Source organism: Calothrix sp. CCY 0018, assembly GCF_963920925.1.
In the GTDB taxonomy this organism is placed as follows: domain Bacteria; phylum Cyanobacteriota; class Cyanobacteriia; order Cyanobacteriales; family Nostocaceae; genus Rivularia.
The window spans coordinates 122,219-142,231 of record NZ_CAWUDI010000017.1; the positions used below are offsets into that span (position 1 = coordinate 122,219).

The 20,013-nt window shown below is 37.7% G+C and carries 15 protein-coding genes and 1 pseudogene; 9 read left to right on the forward strand and 7 right to left on the reverse strand.

Translation table 11 applies throughout. The features are described 5' to 3' along the window. Nucleotides 1–236 precede the first annotated feature (236 nt). The gene (locus tag ACM03V_RS14500) at nt 237–758 is read right to left on the reverse strand and encodes an ISL3 family transposase (RefSeq protein ID WP_414621495.1); all 522 of its coding nucleotides are present in this window, start codon (nt 756–758) and stop codon (nt 237–239) included. A 622-nt stretch (nt 759–1,380) separates the two neighbouring features. On the opposite strand from ACM03V_RS14500, the gene hppD reads away from it, so the two are divergent. Then, a complete protein-coding gene (hppD, locus tag ACM03V_RS14505) occupies nt 1,381–2,460 on the forward strand; it encodes a 4-hydroxyphenylpyruvate dioxygenase (RefSeq protein ID WP_414621518.1) in 1,080 nt (359 codons plus the stop codon). Between the two features lie 257 nt (nt 2,461–2,717). Beyond that, the gene (locus ACM03V_RS14510) at nt 2,718–3,404 is read left to right on the forward strand and encodes an HAD family hydrolase (protein WP_414621496.1); all 687 of its coding nucleotides are present in this window, start codon (nt 2,718–2,720) and stop codon (nt 3,402–3,404) included. Between the two features lie 107 nt (nt 3,405–3,511). Here ACM03V_RS14510 and ACM03V_RS14515 read toward each other — a convergent pair whose 3' ends face one another. Beyond that, nucleotides 3,512–4,138, reverse strand: coding sequence for a CPP1-like family protein (locus ACM03V_RS14515; RefSeq protein ID WP_414621497.1), 627 nt, complete (start codon nt 4,136–4,138; stop codon nt 3,512–3,514). A gap of 1,379 nt (nt 4,139–5,517) precedes the next feature. On the opposite strand from ACM03V_RS14515, the gene ACM03V_RS14520 reads away from it, so the two are divergent. Next, nucleotides 5,518–6,237 carry a response regulator transcription factor gene (locus ACM03V_RS14520; protein ID WP_414621498.1) on the forward strand — a complete coding sequence of 240 codons (720 nt, stop codon included), beginning with the start codon at nt 5,518–5,520 and terminating at the stop codon, nt 6,235–6,237. Between the two features lie 589 nt (nt 6,238–6,826). On the opposite strand, the gene ACM03V_RS14525 is transcribed toward ACM03V_RS14520, so the two are convergent. Next, a complete protein-coding gene (locus tag ACM03V_RS14525) occupies nt 6,827–7,027 on the reverse strand; it encodes a DUF2811 domain-containing protein (protein WP_414621499.1) in 201 nt (66 codons plus the stop codon). 485 nt (nt 7,028–7,512) lie between these two features. Between ACM03V_RS14525 and ACM03V_RS14530 the strand changes: the two genes are divergently transcribed. After that, complete coding sequence (locus ACM03V_RS14530; protein ID WP_414621500.1) at nt 7,513–8,766, forward strand: MDR family MFS transporter; 1,254 nt, start codon at nt 7,513–7,515, stop codon at nt 8,764–8,766. A gap of 406 nt (nt 8,767–9,172) precedes the next feature. On the opposite strand, the gene hisIE is transcribed toward ACM03V_RS14530, so the two are convergent. Continuing rightward, complete coding sequence (hisIE, locus tag ACM03V_RS14535) at nt 9,173–9,820, reverse strand: bifunctional phosphoribosyl-AMP cyclohydrolase/phosphoribosyl-ATP diphosphatase HisIE (RefSeq protein ID WP_414621501.1); 648 nt, start codon at nt 9,818–9,820, stop codon at nt 9,173–9,175. A 537-nt stretch (nt 9,821–10,357) separates the two neighbouring features. Between hisIE and hemL the strand changes: the two genes are divergently transcribed. Further along, nucleotides 10,358–11,656 (forward strand): glutamate-1-semialdehyde 2,1-aminomutase, encoded by a 1,299-nt coding sequence (hemL, locus tag ACM03V_RS14540; protein WP_414621502.1) that lies wholly within the window; start codon nt 10,358–10,360, stop codon nt 11,654–11,656. Nucleotides 11,657–11,762: 106 nt separating this feature from the next. On the opposite strand, the gene ACM03V_RS14545 is transcribed toward hemL, so the two are convergent. Then, nucleotides 11,763–11,930, reverse strand: coding sequence for a metallothionein (locus ACM03V_RS14545; RefSeq protein WP_414621503.1), 168 nt, complete (start codon nt 11,928–11,930; stop codon nt 11,763–11,765). A gap of 579 nt (nt 11,931–12,509) precedes the next feature. On the opposite strand from ACM03V_RS14545, the gene ACM03V_RS14550 reads away from it, so the two are divergent. Then, nucleotides 12,510–14,126: a protein kinase domain-containing protein gene (locus ACM03V_RS14550; RefSeq protein WP_414621504.1), complete on the forward strand. Its 1,617-nt coding sequence runs from the start codon at nt 12,510–12,512 to the stop codon at nt 14,124–14,126. Nucleotides 14,127–15,132: 1,006 nt separating this feature from the next. After that, nucleotides 15,133–15,903: an FHA domain-containing protein gene (locus ACM03V_RS14555; RefSeq protein WP_414621505.1), complete on the forward strand. Its 771-nt coding sequence runs from the start codon at nt 15,133–15,135 to the stop codon at nt 15,901–15,903. Between the two features lie 414 nt (nt 15,904–16,317). Here the strand turns inward: ACM03V_RS14555 and recA are convergent, their stop codons facing one another. Then, nucleotides 16,318–17,409 carry a recombinase RecA gene (recA, locus tag ACM03V_RS14560; RefSeq protein ID WP_414621506.1) on the reverse strand — a complete coding sequence of 364 codons (1,092 nt, stop codon included), beginning with the start codon at nt 17,407–17,409 and terminating at the stop codon, nt 16,318–16,320. A 525-nt stretch (nt 17,410–17,934) separates the two neighbouring features. Continuing rightward, nucleotides 17,935–18,088: pseudogene (locus tag ACM03V_RS14565) on the reverse strand (adenylate kinase); the annotation flags it as partial. 444 nt (nt 18,089–18,532) lie between these two features. On the opposite strand from ACM03V_RS14565, the gene ACM03V_RS14570 reads away from it, so the two are divergent. Further along, a complete protein-coding gene (locus ACM03V_RS14570) occupies nt 18,533–19,069 on the forward strand; it encodes a P-loop NTPase family protein (RefSeq protein ID WP_414621507.1) in 537 nt (178 codons plus the stop codon). A gap of 124 nt (nt 19,070–19,193) precedes the next feature. Continuing rightward, nucleotides 19,194–19,763, forward strand: coding sequence for a dCTP deaminase (gene dcd, locus ACM03V_RS14575; RefSeq protein ID WP_414621508.1), 570 nt, complete (start codon nt 19,194–19,196; stop codon nt 19,761–19,763). Nucleotides 19,764–20,013 lie beyond the last annotated feature (250 nt).

Here is a 20,013-nt window from a genome sequence, read left to right on the forward strand (position 1 = left end):
GTGCCTGAAGTGAGATGCGTTGTAGGATTTAAATCTGAAACCTGTGCAAATCAACTGAAAACGGTAGAGCTTTTTTTTCAAACAGAGAAAGGAGAAAGCTTAGGCAGTGTGAAAGTTCAAATCAATACTTTTGGTACACCGGAAACAATATGGAGTAATGATAATGGGTATGCCAAAGCTAGAATCCCAAGTAAAGAAGATGTTGTCATTAATTTGAGCAAGGAAGGCTACCCTACTCAAAACTTCACGATTAATTTGGAAAACGAACAAAGTACAAACAGAATTATTAGACTAAAGAAAGATTTGTCCAAAGTCCAATCATCAATCCAACGAATAATTGTTTTTTGGCTTACTGGAAAATCTTTTTTTGCTTTTGATAGCCATAAACCAAGTTCAAATAGTCCTGATAACCAATCATCTGTTTCATCAAAAATAATTCGTATTTTCTCTTTTAAATCATGCATTATTTTCAGAGTAGGAGATACTTCTTTAACTTGAGCGAGCTTCTTTATCTGTTCTTCGTTTAAGTCAAATTCATTTTTTAATAGAGCATATTTACTTTTCCTTAATCCATCTAAAATTTTTTCATACTTATCTTTATTTGGTTGTGATTTTTCTTTTTTAATAGAATCTTCTATCTTTCTTTTCTCTCGTTTTCTTGTCTTATCTAATTCTTTATTGACTTGTGTCATTACATGAAATCTATCTGCAACAACTTGGGCATTTGGTATAATTTCGGAGACTAAATTTTTTAGCATACTAAGTGTTGAAGAGCCAAATATTTTTGTTAATAAACCATTATTTGTAATTCATCAAATACCCGAACATCCAGAAATATACATAACTTTGTTCAAAAAGCCGACTCAGCAAGAAACAGATAATACTGTGGCGGCTATTGACATTTGAGAACAAATCTGAGTTAAAACAAGCACTAATCAAAATTATTACTCATTGAATTGGTAAAACTTCAGATAACTATATTCCCATCTATACTATTGGCGAAACATTTGATAAAAAATACGGTAAAGCAATTACCAAGATACTCAAATAATTAAACATGAGCGGTAATTTAGTCAATTTTTTACAGTCTTGCAATTCTTTTGAGCTAAAGAAAACAGGTAATATATGGCAAGTAGCAGTTATCAGTGAACAGTAACCAGTAACCATTAACCAGTAACCAGTTAGGAGTTAGGAGTAATTAAGGTTAAAGGCTAAAATTATCCTTGTCCCCTTGTCTTTGCATCTCCCCTTTCTCCCATGCTTTAAAAGAAATTTTGCTCAAAAATAGCGATTTCCTGCTTAGGAGTGACTTGAAATTCTAGCAAAAAAGGCAGAATTAACACACAGACAAGCAGAATAGTGCCTTTTTCTTCAATCAAAATGAGAATTGCTTACGTTCACTTCTATGTTGAAGATGCTAAAACTTGGTGTGATTGGTTTGTACATCATCTTGGTTTTCATAAATTAGATGATGATGCTCTTAAGAGTAGTTTTCCCGGTAGGGGAGATACAGCTTCTCATACCTCCACCGAAGTAGTCAAAAGCGGCTTGGTTTGCTTTGTGCTGTCTTCACCAATATCATCTATCAGCCCAGTGACAAAATATCTACGTCAACATCCACCGGGAGTTGTAGATATCGCGTTTGAGGTAGAGAATTTATCCGCGATTATTGCCCTAGCAGAGCGATCGGGAACAAAGGTAACACAGCCCACCGTGGAATATCAAGAAGATAAAAATTATATTAAGCAGGCATCTGTTGTTGCCTGGGGAGGGCTTACACATACTTTATTGGAAAAACAATTAACATCAGATGTTGTTGAAAATTATTCTTCGACAAATTCCATCCAAGCAATAGATCATATCGTCTTGAATGTTCCCGTGGGGGATCTAAAAGCTGCTGTTGCTTGGTACGAGGATATTCTCGGTTTTCGCGGGCAGCAGAAATTTAATATTCAAACCGAATATTCTGCTTTGCACAGCCAAGTAATGGTTTCTCCCGATGGTAGCGTGCAATTACCAATTAACGAACCTGCAACTCCCAATTCCCAAATTCAAGAGTTTCTTAACGCTAATCGAGGAGCAGGTATTCAGCATATAGCTTTACAAACCAGCGATATTATTCGCAGTATCGCTCAATTTCGCAGCCGTGGAGTTTCTTTTCTCCCCATCTCTAAAAATTACTATTCCCGCTTGAAAGAGCGAACAAATTTACCTCTTTTACCAAATGAACTCAACTATATTGCCGAACAAGAAATTTTGGTAGATTGGAAAGAAGATTTTCCGAATGCTTTACTTTTACAAATTTTTACCCAGCCTATTTTCCCTCAACCAACTTTTTTCTTTGAGTTTATCGAGCGTCGGGAATGCGCTCAAGGTTTCGGAGAAGGCAATTTTCGCGCTTTATTTGAAGCAATGGAACTTGAACAAATTAAACGGGGAAGTTTACAGGTTAAAGGTTAAAAATTAAAAGCTAATCCCTTCCCTCTTTCTAAGCTGGAGGGATGGCGATTTAAACCGTTTCTAGTTTAATTATCAAGTTGAAACATTTATCATTGAATTAATCTGAATGCGCTCTAATCTAAGCACGGGATAAAAGCAATCCTTACACAAAAGCATCCGTTGTTAAAATCCATAATCGATTGGCTTATTAAATATTCACAATTGGAAGATAGCAATTCTTGCGATAATCTGTAAATAAACTTTACAATTGAACGGGAATGATAAGAATTATTACAGATTTTGATGGGCCTATCAGCGATGTTTCCGAACGTTATTATCAGGTTTATCTATTGTGTTTAGAAAAAAATAGCTGTCAAAATCAGCAAGTACGAACACTTTCTAAAGAAGAATTTTGGGAATTAAAGCGTTCGCGTATTCCAGAAAAACAAATAGGTATTATGTGTGGTTTAGAAGAAGCACAAGCAGAAAACTTTGCGGCACAACGAAAACAAACCGTACATACACAGCCTTTTTTTGAACATGATATTTTAGCAACCGGCGCTGTAGATGCTTTATTAAAAGCTAAACAAGCCCGAATTGATTTAGCAGTAATGACTATGCGGCGAGTGCGAGAATTAGAGTATGCTTTAAACAAATTTGATTTATACCAGTTTTTTCCTGAAAATCGCCGGTATTGCCTTAGTAATGATTACGTAAAAACCCGCGATATAAAGGATAAACCGCTACTTATGGAACGTGCATTAAAAGAACTACCCCCCTCAGAAGATACTTGGATGGTTGGGGATACTGAAGCGGATATAACTGCTGCAAAAAAACATGGTGTAAAGTCAATTGCGGTGGAATGTGGCATTCGCGATCGCGCTCAACTTGAAGCCTATACTCCAGATATTTTTGTTAAAAATTTAACTGAAGCGGTTAATTTTATACTTAAAAGTTATGAGTAATTAAAAAGTATTAAAACTAGACATAAAAAAATGGGTTTAAGGGAATTAATTGTTACGTTAAAATCATAACTACTTATTAAATAGATTCCCTATTTCCCAACCTTTACCTATTTAAGAAAGCTGCAAACCAGCCATAATAATACAAAAGTGACTACAGTGGCAAACTGATTCGTTGTAAGATCGGCTGATTGTAATTGTTGTGCAAGGGCACTAGCAATAAGTCCTCCAACAATTAAACCAATTATTAAACCAATTAAAGTTAATAAAGCTGCTCTACCGAATCTACTTTCTTTACGATTCAGGAAATAAATACTGACTCCAACTCCAAGTACTAACATTAACTGTAAAATCGAGTCGTTTTCAGTTCTGTAAAACAAACTGTTGGCACTTAAACCTAAATACCAAACTCCAGGTATAACTACGTCAAGGGTACTGGGTTTATCTACTATACGTTGCAGCCATGCGGGTGATTGCTGTTTCGGAACGGGACTTACGTCGGGAGCTACCTGCTCTCTGCGCTCGGGAAAGCGAATGCGTTCGGGTACTTTGATTTTCCCTTCTTGACGCATCCGCAAGCGGTCCATCAATACAGCATCATAAGCCGCTTCAATCATTTCAAGACGCTGACTATCGCCACTTTGTTGTTCTACTAGGCGATCGCGTGTATCTTGAATTTCTTCAAAGCTAGCGTCTTCTGATACCCCAAGTTTTTCGTAGGGATTTTGGTCGCTCATGGGAGTTAATTACTGATAGCAAAGTCGGAGAAAGGCGTTGTTTAATAAAAACTATTTTATGATTTATTTTGGTAGAAACCAATATTGTCGAATCGAGCCACTCTCCCAAATTTAATTCAAGAAATTTAGGCTAGAGGGAAGCTCGCGGTATAGCTTGTCTCCCGGTTTTATATGCATAAAACAGCAATAATCTGCTAAACAATTCTTGCTTTTACAAGAACCACGATAACTTACGATTGGGATTCGGGAAATACACCGGCGCAGGCTACATTGACAGACGAGCTTAGGGCACTCACGGTGACTTGAATCAACATTTGTAAGCAACGGGGCAGTCTGCGGCTTCGATCTGGGGACAAAACCCTATATAGAAACGGAAACGGCATACTTTGTCGAGCGATTATATCTTGGTACTTTCAACCGTGGATTGCGGACAAAATTTGGGCAAGTTAGCAAGGTGGTTAACTAACTTATTATACCATTTTACAGCAATTAAAATTGCCCGATTGTCGTGCTGACCTCCAATTAGAAATAAGTGGGCTTGCGGCAAAATGCAAACTTTGAAGGCGATGGCTAATTTCTTTAAAAAAATAGGTTACGGTTTCCGTAAAAATAGTGGTTAGGCTTTTTTGCAATATGCCAAATGCTACATAGATTAATTGGTTTATAATCAGCGTTGCTTTCGGGTTCGCTGCCTATCTCATGGATATCGGGAATAGTTTACCCCTGAAGAATACGGTTTCATAGTTCTTTTCAATTTTTATCGTATTACTAGGTAGCGATCTTGAAACATACTCAGACTGAGTGCCCAAGTAATTTACACTCTTTTTTAACTTTATAATATCGCAATAACTCCGTGTATCCCCTCATGCCGTTGAGCAATTAGAGCTTTACTCTAGAATTTGAGTTAAAAACACAAAAAGTAGACATCTTTTATGAAAAAATTAAACTTTGTGTTTTATTTAAAGCAGCGATATTTCTCCGGAGGAAAATTTGTTAATTAACCTATGAACTTTTTTTCGTGCCGTTTAACCGCATATAGATTTAAAATTGATAGCGTAACGGTTATTTATATCTTGAATTAACTCATTTTCTAGTTTAATCTTCAAGTTATAGAGTTGGATGTTGAAATATCTATAATTGTTAGATATTCTCACCTGCCTTATAAGAGCATTGCTGCTTTATACTCAGGGTTGCATAAAAGATAAAATTTATGTTCTCCGCTTACCGTGATTCCAAGGCATTACAAAACGTAAGTCGAATGGGAAAACGGATTATGAGAGCTTTAGCATTGTAGATTATTTTTGCCCAAACGCGGATATCCGCGCTTAAAAACGCAATCCGCTTGTAAATCCTATGAATTTTTTTGCAAAGTGATGGTCATGGCTCCCACCGCCAAGATTCTTGTAGTTGACGACGATCCTGCCGTTAGGAATTTAATCCAACGCTTCTTGATGAAACAAAGCTATCAAGTGGAAGCTGCCGAAGATGGCAAAACCGCTTTAGCTCTATTCGAGCAATTTAATCCAGATTTGGTAATTTTAGACGTTAATTTACCAGACGTAATTGGATTCAACCTTTGCCAAGAAATGCAGAGTCGTAACGGTGTTTTTGTTTTAATGCTGACTAGTCGTGCGGACGAAGCCGATAAAATTCGTGGCTTTTCCAAAGGTGCTGACGACTACTTAACTAAACCCTTCGGTTTAGGAGAGTTAGAAGTCAGAGTCGCAGCCATTCTGCGCCGTCAGCGCGTTGTTACCACAGCGGAACAAAAACGTTTGGTTTTTGAAAAATTGATGATAGATCCTGTCCGAAGAGAAGTTTCGCTCAATAATCTACCAGTTCCTTTGACTGCTTTGGAATTTGATTTATTACATTTCCTTGCCAGTCATCCCGGCCGAGTTTGGCGACGTGCCGAACTTATCCAAGAGGTATGGGATTATGAGTATGTCGGCGACCAAAGAGTTGTAGACGTACATATAGGTCAAATTCGCAAAAAGATTGAAGCTGATGCTGCCCAGCCTGCTTTAATTCAGACAGTACGCGGCGTTGGTTATAAATTTGAATGTCCGGCTCCAGCCCCGCAACCTGAGAAAGTTTAGTGCAACGGGAGGTTAAACCTCCTTTCATCCATTCTCAGTTTATGGCGCTCCGAAGCGGGCTTATTTAAACTTTATAATAGACGGGTACTGTAGATTCTTTTATGAATGCCGTTGCTTCAAATTTTAAAAAGGTTTTGATTTTTATGTCAGAATGCCCTGACATTCTCTACGTAGTTTAAACGATGGTGAAATATTTATTTAATTACTAAATTTTTTAACTGATGAAGCCTAACATTTTTTTGTTTGAAGAGTAATATAAATAATTAAATCCTCTCTAAGCAGGATATTAATTTTTATTTGAAAATTCTATTTATCTATAAACCCGGTTTTTTTGGAAAAACCGGGTTTTTTGTTATTGCTAATAACCAATGCGTGTTAATTAACGCTCTCATTTTAGAAGAAAACGAGTAATAAGGAACGACAATCGCTTCCTTATTGGTACGCAGCGAGTAATAAAGAACGTACATCAATTCTTATACTACCTACTACCGTGCATACTCTAACCAATTTTAGATATTGCTCTGCACCTCAACCAAGGCACTCGGCATTAACCGCTCGTAGGCTTTGCACCAGCAAGCGGCTTTCTATTTTAAGAATAATGATGAAATAAGGTTTCTAAATAAACTCTAGCTGCACGGCGATCGCTATCTCCATTTTGAAGCAGAAACAAAGACAGAGCAGCAGTCATTACTCGGTCTTGATCCCAATCTGGATGGGTTTCTAAATAATTCTTCAAAGAGTCGTGAAGTGTTTCGGGGACTGCTGCATTTAGGCTAACTGTGGCGTTCATAATTCTTCTCCTGAAAATCGGGCTATTAAAGGGGCAATACAGAGCTACTATCACCTTTATGGAAAACAAACCTGCTTCATATAAAGCTTACGAATGTGTGCTGCATAAAGGTATCGGCAAACTGCAATATTACATTGATTTTTGGGTGGACTAAAAAAATCTTGTCGCATCATTTTGCGCTAAGAAGGGGTAGGTTTGTCAATGCTGCGAAATGTTACAAAGTTAGGTATCAAATTCTGCCCTCTACGGAATAATCAGGCTTATATACCTTTTATTGTTACAATACTTAATAATAACTCAGTCCTTACAAATTATTATTCTGGTTTTCAGAAATCCCCAGCAATATCTTAAGAAGCCTATTGAAACGTAAATAACCTGTGGAAAACTTATAGAGTGCCTGTGGAAACTATGTGGAATCAGTGAGGAAAATTCTGGTTAATGATAAGAATTACAACGCATATTATCTACTTATTGCTTTATAGCCCATGAAATCCTTTCTACGCAACCACTTACCGACTATTGATACTCAAATTTGGATTTTGGCGATCGGTAGATTGCTAAGCGAAGTGGGTACGGGTTTTACTTTGTTTTATGCTCCCATATTTTTTGTGAATCAAATCGGTTTATCGGCAACTACCGTTGGCATCGCTTTGGGAAGTAATTCTATTTCAGGAGTTGTGGGACGGATTTTGGGTGGCTCTTTAGCTGATTCCCGATTTTGGGGCCGTCGTCGTACTTTATTATTGTCAGCTGCTATTTCAGCAATTGGTTCTTTAGTTTTAGCCGCAACAAATGATTTTGTCACTTTAGTTATTGGTAATTTGATCAATGGGTTAGGTGTAGGTTTGTATTGGCCAGCGACAGAGGCTGTTGTTGCCGATTTAACTAATAGCAAAAACAGCCGTGAAGCGTTTGCTATTACGAGGTTTGCAGATAATATTGGTCTGGGTTTAGGAATAGTTTTAGCTGGAGCATTGGTAGCGAGTACTGCCAACTATCGCTTGCTATTTATCATTGATGGGGTGTCATTTATTGTATTTTTTGGGGTTATTTATGCATCAATTAAACCAACATCACATCATGCAGATGCAATATCGGATTCTACTCCGCCACAACTAGATTCTTGGGTAGCTGCATTAAGAGATAATCGTCTGCTTATATTTGTGGTAGTGAATATTATCTTTACTACTTATATTTCTCAGTTACACAGTACTTTACCTCTTTATTTCAAGAATTTTATTCAGGTTTCCGAAGTAGATAAAGGTATGAATGAAACAACTATCAGCGCTCTTTTTACTTGGCACTTAATAGTCGCGATAATTGCCCAATTACCTGTTGCTCGGTTAATGAAGCGTTTATCCCACTCCTCCGCGCTTAGCATTTCTGCTTTATTATGGGCAATTGGTTTTATTTGTATTTGGGTAACGGGTGTTTCATCAAGCTATTCAATATTTTGGGCAGCTTTGGCATTATTCACCTGGGCTTTGGCTATCGTTTCTTACACACCATCAGCGGCAGCTTTTGTCAGCAATATAGCTCCAGTAGATAAACGCGGTATCTATTTCTCGATTAATTCCCTTTGCTGGGCTGTTGGTTATTTGATTGGCCCCCCTTTGGGTGGTTGGGCATTAGACCAATCCCGATTTGTTATTAATAGTTTTTGGTTAAGTTTGGCTGCAAGCGTTATTTTGACAATTACAATTTTACGCTATTTGCAACGTTTGATTTCTAGTTCATAGTTTGTTAAAAAAAAATAGCCGCTGAATAATTTTTTTATGCTATCAAGAAAATAGGTTTAATAAATTGATTTGTATTTTGATTTTAAAAATAATGAAAAAATCGATTTTTATAAAATTGCGGAAATAGATGAAGAAATTCGTGATATCATTTTTATATAATGGAAACATTGACCAAAAAAATAATTTAGCCAAGATTACCATTATATAAATAAGCTTATCATCAAAACTGCCCCTAAATCAGCTTCTTAAATAAAAAAAAATTTTTCAAGCACAAAAAAAATCAAAAAAAAAGAAATAAACGGCAAACTGAGCAAACCTGATGTAACAAGGAACATAAAGCGATAAATAGTTTTGAATCATTAAAACCAACGACTCAAAACTAGCGAAAAAATGGTGATAAACTACTTTATTTACGTCTTTCTTGCAACTTGCGATAAACAGATTTCAAATCGACATTATGATGAGCTAAAGCGACCAAAGTATGATAGAGCAAATCGGCGACTTCACCAGCGATCGCATCTGCATCATCATCTTTACAAGCCATAACCACTTCAGCAGATTCTTCACCAATCTTCTTCAAAATCTTATTATCGCCACCTTGAAATAACTTACAAGTGTATGAATCCTCGGTGGGATTATCGCGTCGGTTGGATATTACGTCAAATAATTGTGACAAAGTATCCGCAGGAGGTGGAATAATTTTGCTATCAACCTGATGAAAACAACTTCTTTCTCCGGTATGACAAGCGATATCTCCCAGTTGTTCGACACCAATTAAAAGAGCATCACTATCGCAGTCGTAGCGGAGACTATGCACCAGTTGAATATGTCCGCTCGTAGCACCCTTATGCCATAATTCTTGACGGGAACGACTCCAAAACCAAGTTTCACCAGTTCCCAAAGTCTTAGTTAAGGAATCTTGATTCATCCACGCCATCATCAAAACCGTGCCATCCAAATAATCTTGGACTATAGCTGGCACCAAACCTCGTTCATCGTAGCGAATTTTATCGACGGGAATACAGTTTTGCGAATCTGTTACAGAAAAAAACATACCAGCTAAATACCGCCCTTTAGTAAGAATGATTCATCAATTCACGATATCATTCTGTATGGTGTATCTTTACGGGATGTTTTTGATTTATGCTTACGGTTAGACTTCAAAGAATCGGGAATATGCCGCCTTACTAATGCATTCTCGGCAGCTCTTAAAGTGACTTAATGATCCTTGGAAAGTTCACCGTACCAATGGACAGCCGAGTTGAAAGCTGCCCGATAAATATCCTCAACAGCCGTCTAGTAGCGATTGCGAATTTCAATACGGCAAATCCCGATCTGACCTACATAACATATTCTTATTTTTCAGGGAACGCTAGTTCAGCTAATTTATTACGATATAAGTTTGAAACAGCGTTAAGTAGGTGGGTGTAAATAAACATAACTGTACTTTGTCATTGCGAGGAGGCACGACGAAGCAATCGCAAGGATTTCGGGTCTTTTACATTCCGTTACATAGTTAGTTTTATTTCCGCCAACTTACTTAACCCCTATCCAAAGATAGACGATTATTATTACACTCTAGGAGACAGCCTTGGTAAATACAACGATTAAAACTACCAAATCACAAGAAATCTTTTCAGCCGCTCAAAGCTTGATGCCGGGAGGAGTAAATTCTCCTGTCCGCGCTTTTAAATCTGTAGGTGGTCAACCTATCGTTTTTGACAGAGTAAAGGGTGCTTATATTTGGGATGTAGATGGCAACGAGTACATAGATTATGTAGGTACCTGGGGTCCAGCAATTTGCGGTCATGCTAATCCCGAAGTAATTGCCGCACTGCATGAAGCTCTCGAAAAAGGTACCAGTTTCGGTGCCCCTTCAGTATTAGAAAATGTTTTGGCAGAAATGGTTATAGATGCCGTTCCTAGTATTGAAATGGTAAGATTTGTTAATTCTGGGACTGAAGCCTGCATGGCCGTGTTAAGGCTGATGCGAGCTTTTACCAAACGAGACAAAATTATCAAATTTGAAGGGTGTTACCACGGTCACGCGGATATGTTTTTGGTGAAAGCGGGTTCTGGGGTAGCTACCTTGGGTTTACCTGATTCTCCAGGGGTTCCAAAATCAGTTACCAGCGACACCTTAACTGCACCTTTTAACGATCTAGAAGCCGTAAAAGCACTATTTGAAGAAAACCCCTCGGAAATTGCTGGCGTAATTTTAGAGCCAGTGGTAGGAAATGCTGGTTTTGTTCCTCCCGATGCTGGTTTTCTGGAAGGATTGCGCGAAATAACTCAGGAATACGGCGCGTTATTGGTATTCGATGAAGTGATGACAGGCTTCCGCATCTCCTACGGTGGCGCTCAAGAAAAGTTCGGCGTTACTCCCGATTTAACTACTTTGGGTAAAATTATCGGTGGTGGTTTACCTGTAGGAGCTTACGGTGGTCGTCGAGATATCATGTCTATGGTTGCACCCGCAGGGCCAATGTATCAAGCCGGAACCTTAAGCGGTAATCCTTTGGCAATGACTGCGGGTATCAAGACGTTGGAATTGCTGCAAAAGCCAGGTACTTACGATTACTTGGAACGAATCACCAAAAAATTAGCCGACGGTTTAATACAAGTTGCTCGCGAAACTGGTCATGCTGCTTGTGGCGGTAATATCAGCGGTATGTTTGGTATGTTCTTCACTAGCGGGCCGGTTCATAATTACGAAGATGCCAAAGCTTCGGACACTGCTAAATTTGGACGCTACCATCGCGGAATGCTAGAACACGGTATTTACCTAGCACCTTCTCAATTTGAAGCTGGTTTTACCTCCATAGCTCATACTGAAGAAGATATCGAGCAAACTTTACAAGTTGCACGAGAGGTTATGTCTGGGTTGTAAAAACAATTGCTGCTGATTTCTCTTTCTCATATATATGCTAATCCCGTCTAACAAATAAGACGGGATTGTATATTTCGTGAAGATTTTACTTTTATCGATTAAAGGATTAATTACAGCCACAACCACTTTGGGCACAACCTGTCATGGTTTCATGACCTTCAGCGCAAGCTTGAGAACAGTAATATTGGCCATCTTTTTTAATTGCGCTATCAACTTTTACGATACACAAGCATTTCTCGCACGCGCATTTCATTAAATCTACGGTAGTTGTCATTTTTCTCTTAGCTCCAAAACATTTTTTTCAAAATCATTATAGAATATCTGAACTGATATTCATATATTTAAGATTAGCATATATTTTGCTGGTGCTACAAATGTAAGTAGGTAAGTACAAAAAAATGATTATTGAGATAATGTAGGTCAGGAAGTACAGGGGAAGAGGTTTGAAATAAATTTACATTTATTTATTTGTATAGCGTTATTTTTCTGCACCAACTTACAATTTTTAGCAGTTATGTATGATAACGAGATAATTTTGGCTTTCAAATTTAGTAGGACTTACGCAATTGCGACGATAAATTAAGCTTTTCAGACGTTTAGATCCCCCCAACCCCCCGCTAATTTGGAGAGCTTTGCGTAAGTCCTATTTAGTTAACAAAAAATAATAAAAATCAACCGAAAAATTTCTAAAATTACGTATTTATACTATAGATTGTTCAAATATTGCTTAAACTTTAGAAACTCTTCAAAACAAACCTAGCAATTTGCACCTGGCATCTGATTATTCATATCTCAATAATAGAAATAGAGTAATTGCTCCCCGTTATTTTTTTTTGTAGCGAGTTGACAGTGCATGAGCTACTGCTTAAATCCGAACTGTCCCAACCCAGAAAACTTGCCTTTTAGTGAGAGATGCCAATCTTGTGGGGCGCGAATATTGTTGCGCGAGCGTTATCGAGTTACCAAATCATTAGGTCAAGGTGGCTTTGGAGCGACTTTTCTCGCACAAGACGAGGCATTACCTGGAGAACCTAGTTGCGTAATCAAGCAACTACGTCCTTCTGGAACTGCACCCCATGTTTTACAAATGGCGCGGGAATTATTTGAGCGAGAAGCCGTAACGCTGGGTAGGATTGGGAATCATCCCCAAGTTCCACGTTTACTAGACTATTTTGAAGACCGCGAACACTTCTATTTAATTCAAGAATACGTTCATGGTTTAACTATACAGCAGGAGGTAAAACATAGCGGAACATCAACAGAGGCAGGAGTAAAGCAGTTTTTGAGTGAGATATTACCATTATTGCAATATATACACTCACAAAAAGTAATTCACCGCGATATTAAACCCGCAAACTTGATTCGTCGCGCTCAAGATGCCAGATTAGTTCTGATCGACTTTGGTGCTGTCAAAAACCAAGTTAACCAAACAGCAGCAATGCAATCAGGACATACAGCATTAACTGCGTATGCTATTGGTACTCCTGGTTTTGCACCTCCCGAACAAATGGCAATGCGTCCGGTTTACGGTAGCGATATTTATGCTTTAGGAATTACGTGTATATACTTATTAACTGGTAAATCTCCCAAGGATTTAGAATACAATCCAGCAACGGGTGAAGTGATGTGGCAACAACTTGTACACGCGAGCGATCACTTTGCACAAGTACTAGCAAAAATGATGGATGTATCGATTCATAACCGTTATCAGTCAGCTGATGAAGTACTTAGAGCCTTGGAGATGGAGCCTTATTTAGATAGTTTGGCTTCTGGTTTAGCTGCTCCATCAAATCTTAGTGGTAGTCCCAGAACTTCGACAGGTGTTGTAGATGGTACAAATACGACAAATAACTCCTCTACTAGTTCCTCTAGTACTGGAGTAGCTCAAGTCGCGGCAGCGATTCGAGCTAGAAAAGCCAAAGCAACTTCCGGTACTGCTGTACGAACCAGAAGAGCGAACAACCCCGTGTTAACATCTAAAGCCGCAACTTCTGTATCGGATTCGGGTAAATCTTCCAGTGGAAGATCCCAAACACAGCGTCGCTTAAATTCTGAAAGCCTAACGAAAGCTTATTTGAAGGGAAGACGGGATTTTGCTTTACATAATCTGAGTTTGCTAAGTTTGCAAGGTTCGGATTTATCAGAAACAAACTTTCATTCTTCTAAGTTTGAAAAAACTAACCTTCAAAGCGCAAATCTTTACAACAGCGACTTTGGACGAGCTAACTTAAACAAAGCCAATCTTAGAGATGCTAATTTAAGTAAAGCTTATTTCAACCATGCCGATTTAGAATTAGCAGACCTTCGAGGGGCAGACCTCAGCTATGCTCATCTGAGTAATGCTAATCTCCGTGGAGCTAATTTGTGTGGCGCGAATCTTACAGGTGCTAAAGTAACTCCCGAACAATTAGCATTAGCAAAAACTAATTGGATGACTGTACGTCCTAACGGAAGAAGAGGTTTATTATGATTTGACGGGCTGAAAATAAAACAATTTACTGTTTTGTTTAAAGTTAAATCATTATAAGCCTCTATATATTCGAGGGCAAAGATAATTAAAAACGACAAAAACAGCCCCGCGAGCAATAATGTTAAGACCGCAATGAATGTAACCGCGTTGTTTAAAAAGTCATCAATCAAGGATTTATTATAGAGAAATATATGTTGGTTTCATCGCAAAATTACAATAAAAAAGTTTTGGCAATTAAAATTGTATAGGTTAATTTCCTCTATAATTCCTTTTACTTTAGGATTACTATAGAGGAATATTTGTTGGAATTATCATCTTTTTTTAAGTAGGAAATATCTCTAAGCCTTTTTCTTAATTCGCTTGATTTTAGCAAAATCAATCATAGGTTTTAAAAATATACGTTGTTTGTGAAAAATACTGATAATCAATATATTTTTATAATAATTTTTACTTATATATGGATTTCTTTATATAGAATTAGCTTTTGAAAAATCTAACTAAGTATTTGTACAAATATCTATCTAAAGATATATATTTATTTATTTTTCCTCAACAACTTCTACTCTAGGACTGATTACATTAAAAAATATAATAAGATACTTTGAATAAATAATTCTCATGCCAAGCATAAGATACTGTATAGTATAGAACAGCGCAGTGAAAAATTCAGCTTGTCAAATAAATGTTTGATTATGTTGTTCTATAATGCGTCTACTAATAACTATAGAGAAATTAATATTTAAGAATTTATCGCAATTAAACGTACTTTTGATCGCCTTAATGTAGTTTAAAGATAAATAAATCGCTTAATTTCAATACAATACGTCAGGACTTAGGCAAAGCCTCCTCAATTCCGAATGAGAATTGGAGAATTTTGGTAGCCCGAATCTTTAATTTACCGTAATATTGACATAAGCTCTATGTGTATGAATACAAGTAATAAGTTCTGACTTTGGACAGAAACCAAGTAGTGATGAGCAATATTAGCGAGTTAAATTTTTTATCAGTGAAAGGCTCACTTGTAACGCCCGAATCTATACCCCTTGAGCTAAAACAGCGATTAAGTCTATATCAAGTTTTTGTAAAATTGTATGAGAATCATGGCAGTCTCTTAGAGCAGATTCTTAAATTAGAAAACTTTTCCGAATCTTCGTTGAATGTAGCGCAGTTGTATTATATACAGGCTGTTGTTGATGGAGAAACGGTTTACGTAACTACTAACTTACGTGATGGTAAAAGTCAAAGTTTGCGACAGTCTCAGAATACTTGGACTATCGGGCGCGATCGCAACAGTGGAATTAACATTAATAGTAAGTATGTATCTCGTCGCCATGCTGCGATTCGATATATTAAACAAGGGTTTTATTTAGTAGACTTTAACAGTACTAACGGTACTTATATTAATGGCGAACAGATTTATCGCCCAACCAAGCTTGAAGAAGGAGATATTATTCGCGTAGGTAATATTACTTTTTCTTTTTTCATCAATCATAGTTGTTCTGTTTTACCTACAGTTGCAGTAGAGTTATTGATGCAGTTGGTACCCGCCTCACCAGGTGATGATAACGCTCTTAGCAATAAAACCGGAACATTGCATTCGTACTATAAAAGCAAGACGAAAACTCGAAGGCTTAATGATAGCGAGTATATCGATGAGGAAACTGAGTGTGAGGAAATAGCGCGGATGCAGACTTTTGAAAAGCAGTTAAGTCAAGAGTGGAAATCCGACATTTTAGACCGTTTTTATAGCAAGCAAGCACCTAAAGATTTAGTTTGATGAGGTGCTTTAATGGTAGCAGGGAACAAAGAAAAATAGTAATACAGCTATAGGAAAACGAAAAAAAAACACTCTGCCTCTACACAAATGATAGGTAGGATAACTATTATTAAACTTTAATCAAAAAATAGGCTTTTTACTAATATCAGTAAAGACGGCTAATAATGACTAGTCGTCTTAATTTATAGAATATAAATCAAATTTTCTTAACAAAGATTAAGTCCGATCAATTACTTACTATAAAGCTAGTAATTTATGGCAATTAATACATATTTTGACCAGAACCATATTTTAGCTTCAGACATGAACGCGAGATATCGTGGGAAGGCAAGCAGGCATTTAAACTAAACTTGAATTGCCTCCACACGAATTACCAATTATCAGTTACCTAACTCATCCCAGCGAGCGATAATGCTATTCTTCATCTAATTCTTCTTCATCTTCTTCTTCATCTTCTTCTTCGCTTGGTTGCCCTACGGAGTTAGCAGAAACAACAGCGCCTAATTCTAGCTTTTCAAGTACCTTTTGCCTAATTTCTTCGAGTATTTCCGGTTTTTCTTCAAGGTACTTAATAGCGTTATCCCTTCCTTGAGAAATATTATCACCATTGTAACTGTACCAAGCTCCCTTACGATTGATAACGCTAGTTTCTTCTGCTAAGTCAACAATACAACCCAGAGTAGAAATACCTTTACCAAAAATTACGTCAAACTCGGCAATTCTAAAAGGTGGTGCAACCTTATTTTTAGCAACCTTAACTTTTACGCGAATACCGAATTCTTCCGTACCTTTTTTCAAGGTTTGAATGCGTCGAATATCCAAACGTACCGAAGAATAATACTTTAAAGCGTTACCACCAGTAGTGGTTTCAGGATTACCATAACTGACCCCAATTTTCATCCGCAACTGGTTGATAAACATGACCGTGCAGCCAGATTTACCAATATTTCCAGTAATTTTACGCAAAGCTTGGCTCATCAATCGGGCTTGAAGACCGACGTGAATATCGCCCATATCGCCTTCAATTTCTGCGCGGGGAACTAGTGCTGCTACCGAGTCAATCACCACGATGTCAACCGCAGCAGAACGCACTAATTGGTCTACGATTTCTAAAGCAGATTCTCCGGTGTCTGGTTGGGAGATTAACAAGTTTTCAATATCAACACCCAAAGCCGCAGCATAGGTAGGATCGAGAGCGTGTTCCGCGTCTACATAAGCTGCGATTCCACCTTCTTTTTGTACTTCAGCAACCGCGTGCAGCGCTACGGTTGTTTTACCAGAACTTTCCGGTCCATAAATTTCAACTACTCGTCCCTTTGGTAAACCACCACCTAGCGCTAAATCTAAGGTAAGTGCGCCCGAAGAAATCGTCTCTACACGCATCCGGGTGGCATCCCCAAGACGCATGATTGTACCTTTACCAAAAGTTTTCTCTATCTGGCTAAGCACCATGTTGAGCGCTTTTTGCTTGCCTGCATTCTCTTTGCTATCTGTGTTAACCGCCATTTGAGCCTCTAAAATATATTGATGTGGGGTATTGGTTGGATAATCTTAATAGAACAGATATACTATCATGCCATCTTAGCACTGCCGAACGCTATATAGTTTAGCTGGGTATTCAAAGAATATTAAAATTGATGACCAGTTGATGACCAGCTAAGGTTTCGGATAAATGCTTATTAGTCTAAGTTGGGTAAAGGGTAATAGCGATTGTTGAAACAAATATTTTATCTATATTTACATAAATATGGTTTCAGCCCGTTTATTGATTTCTCTCGACTTTTGATCGCTGTTCAATTCAAATAATGATTTGATCTAGCTAGAAGCGAACATTGATACGATGCTCGATGGATCGGTTGAGCTTCTTCCGGTAAAAACTTGACCGATTTGTTTATTGCTTCGTGTGTATTATAGTACTCGCCTTTATGTCTTATTGTAATTGAGAAGCTTGAGTTAAATCTTTAATTTAGATTGTATTCTGAATTATCCAACGCCGGGAAAATATTAATTTATTATTTAGCATCACATCAACTACATAGAAGCCTTGGTATTTGAGAGCAATGAAATGATATTCTCTTCTACGGCTTCTGGGGATTGGTTGCCGTCGATAGTCGTGCCGACGATGACGACGGTGATAACATTCTAATATAGGAACCGTCCGATTGTAGAAAAGTTTAACGCGACGCGCTCACTATTTCTAACTAGTTAAAAGCTAATTCACCCGTTGCGATCGCATACCGTGCATTTTCATCCAATTCGTCTAACCTTGATACAGCCTGCCTTAAAATTTCACCCGTGGAAATTATAGGTACGTCAACAGTGCTACAGAAGAGCAGCCCTTTGAATGAATTGAGATTTTCCTTGATATCGCAACTATTTTTTAAGCCTTATCAATCAATTTAACACTGAGATAAAAGACATTTTTATTTTACCGCCTCTTGCTTTTGTGACAATATAAATATAAATTTTAATAGCTATTGACTTAAACGCAAATGTAGTGATTGACTAATAATGCAGCTAATCACAAGAAGCTACATACATCTATTGTTCAACTTGAGACGGCAAGTAGTTTTGAAATAAATTGCATACCGCGAAAATACTGATTTAACGTGTTTTATAACATTAATTTATGGTTGCTCAGCTAGAAAACAAAAGTGTAAATTCGACCGTTAGTTTATCACATACAGTTAAAGGGTTAGTACAAGTTTTTACTAGTTCTCACCGTAGCTTTTTTACCAATGTAATGGCGCAAGCACTGAGAATAGCGGGTCAAGGGACCCCGGTTTTGATAGTGCAATTTCTCAAAGGTGGTATTCGTCAGGGGCAAAATAACCCCGTGGTGCTGGGACAAAATTTGAATTGGATTCGCTGTGACTTACCGCGTTGCATCGACACACCACAATTAGACGATACTGAAACCGAAGCATTGCATTCATTGTGGCAGTATACACTGAGTGTAGTGAATGAAGGTAAGTATTCTCTCGTTGTATTAGATGAATTAAGCTTAGCGATGAACTTCGGTTTAATTCCCGAAACAGAAGTTTTAGAATTTTTAGCTAAGCGTCCCCAAAACGTTGATATTATTCTCACAGGAGCGGAGATGCCTAAATCTATTTTGGATTTAGCAGACGAAATTACTGAAATTCGTCGTCCGAATCGGTTGTAGGAAAAGATGGGAGTTAAAAGCTAGGAGTTAGGATTTAGGAGTTATTCATTTTTTAACCTTTGACCTTTGACGTTTAATCTTTAATTTTTAGTCTGTGATTAAAAACGATATTTGGATTTCTAAGATGGCTCAAAAAGGTATGATTACTCCTTTTGAAGCTAGTTTAATTAGAGAAATTAAATGCGATGAAGGCAGTTTAGCACGTCGCGTTATTAGTTATGGTTTGTCTTCCTACGGTTACGATATACGTCTTTCTCCCACGGAATTTCGTATTTTTCGACATATTCCCGGAACTGTAGTAGATCCTAAAAATTTTAAGGAGCAAAATTTAGAATCAACAGCGTTACATACTTCTGATTCAGGAGATTATTTTATCTTACCTGCTCATTCTTATGGTTTGGGTGTTGCTTTAGAAAGGCTGGAAGTTCCAGATAATATTTCGGTAATTTGCATCGGTAAATCTACATATGCTCGTTGTGGAATAATAGCTAATCTGACACCAGCAGAAGCTGCGTGGCGGGGTCATTTAACTTTGGAATTCTCTAATTCTTCAAGTGCAGACTGTCGTATCTACGCGAATGAAGGTGTAGTACAGTTATTATTTTTGGAAGGTGAACCTTGCGCTATTAGTTACGAAGCTCGTCAAGGTAAATACCAAGATCAACCTGAAAGAGTGACGATAGCGAGAATATAAGTCAGTGAACAGTGAGCAGTGAGCAGTGAGCAGTTATTAAGAGGTTATAGTTAATTAATTCATTAGGACTTACGTAACCGCAACGTTAGCGCCTAGCGGAGCGTACCGTAGGTATTGCGTGTCCCGCAAGAAACATAAAATTAGGTATTCCCAACATTGAGATCCCCCCAACCCCCCGCTAATTTGGGGGGCTTTCCGTAAGTTTTATTGATAATTGTTCACCGATAATTGTTTATTGATAACTGCTAAC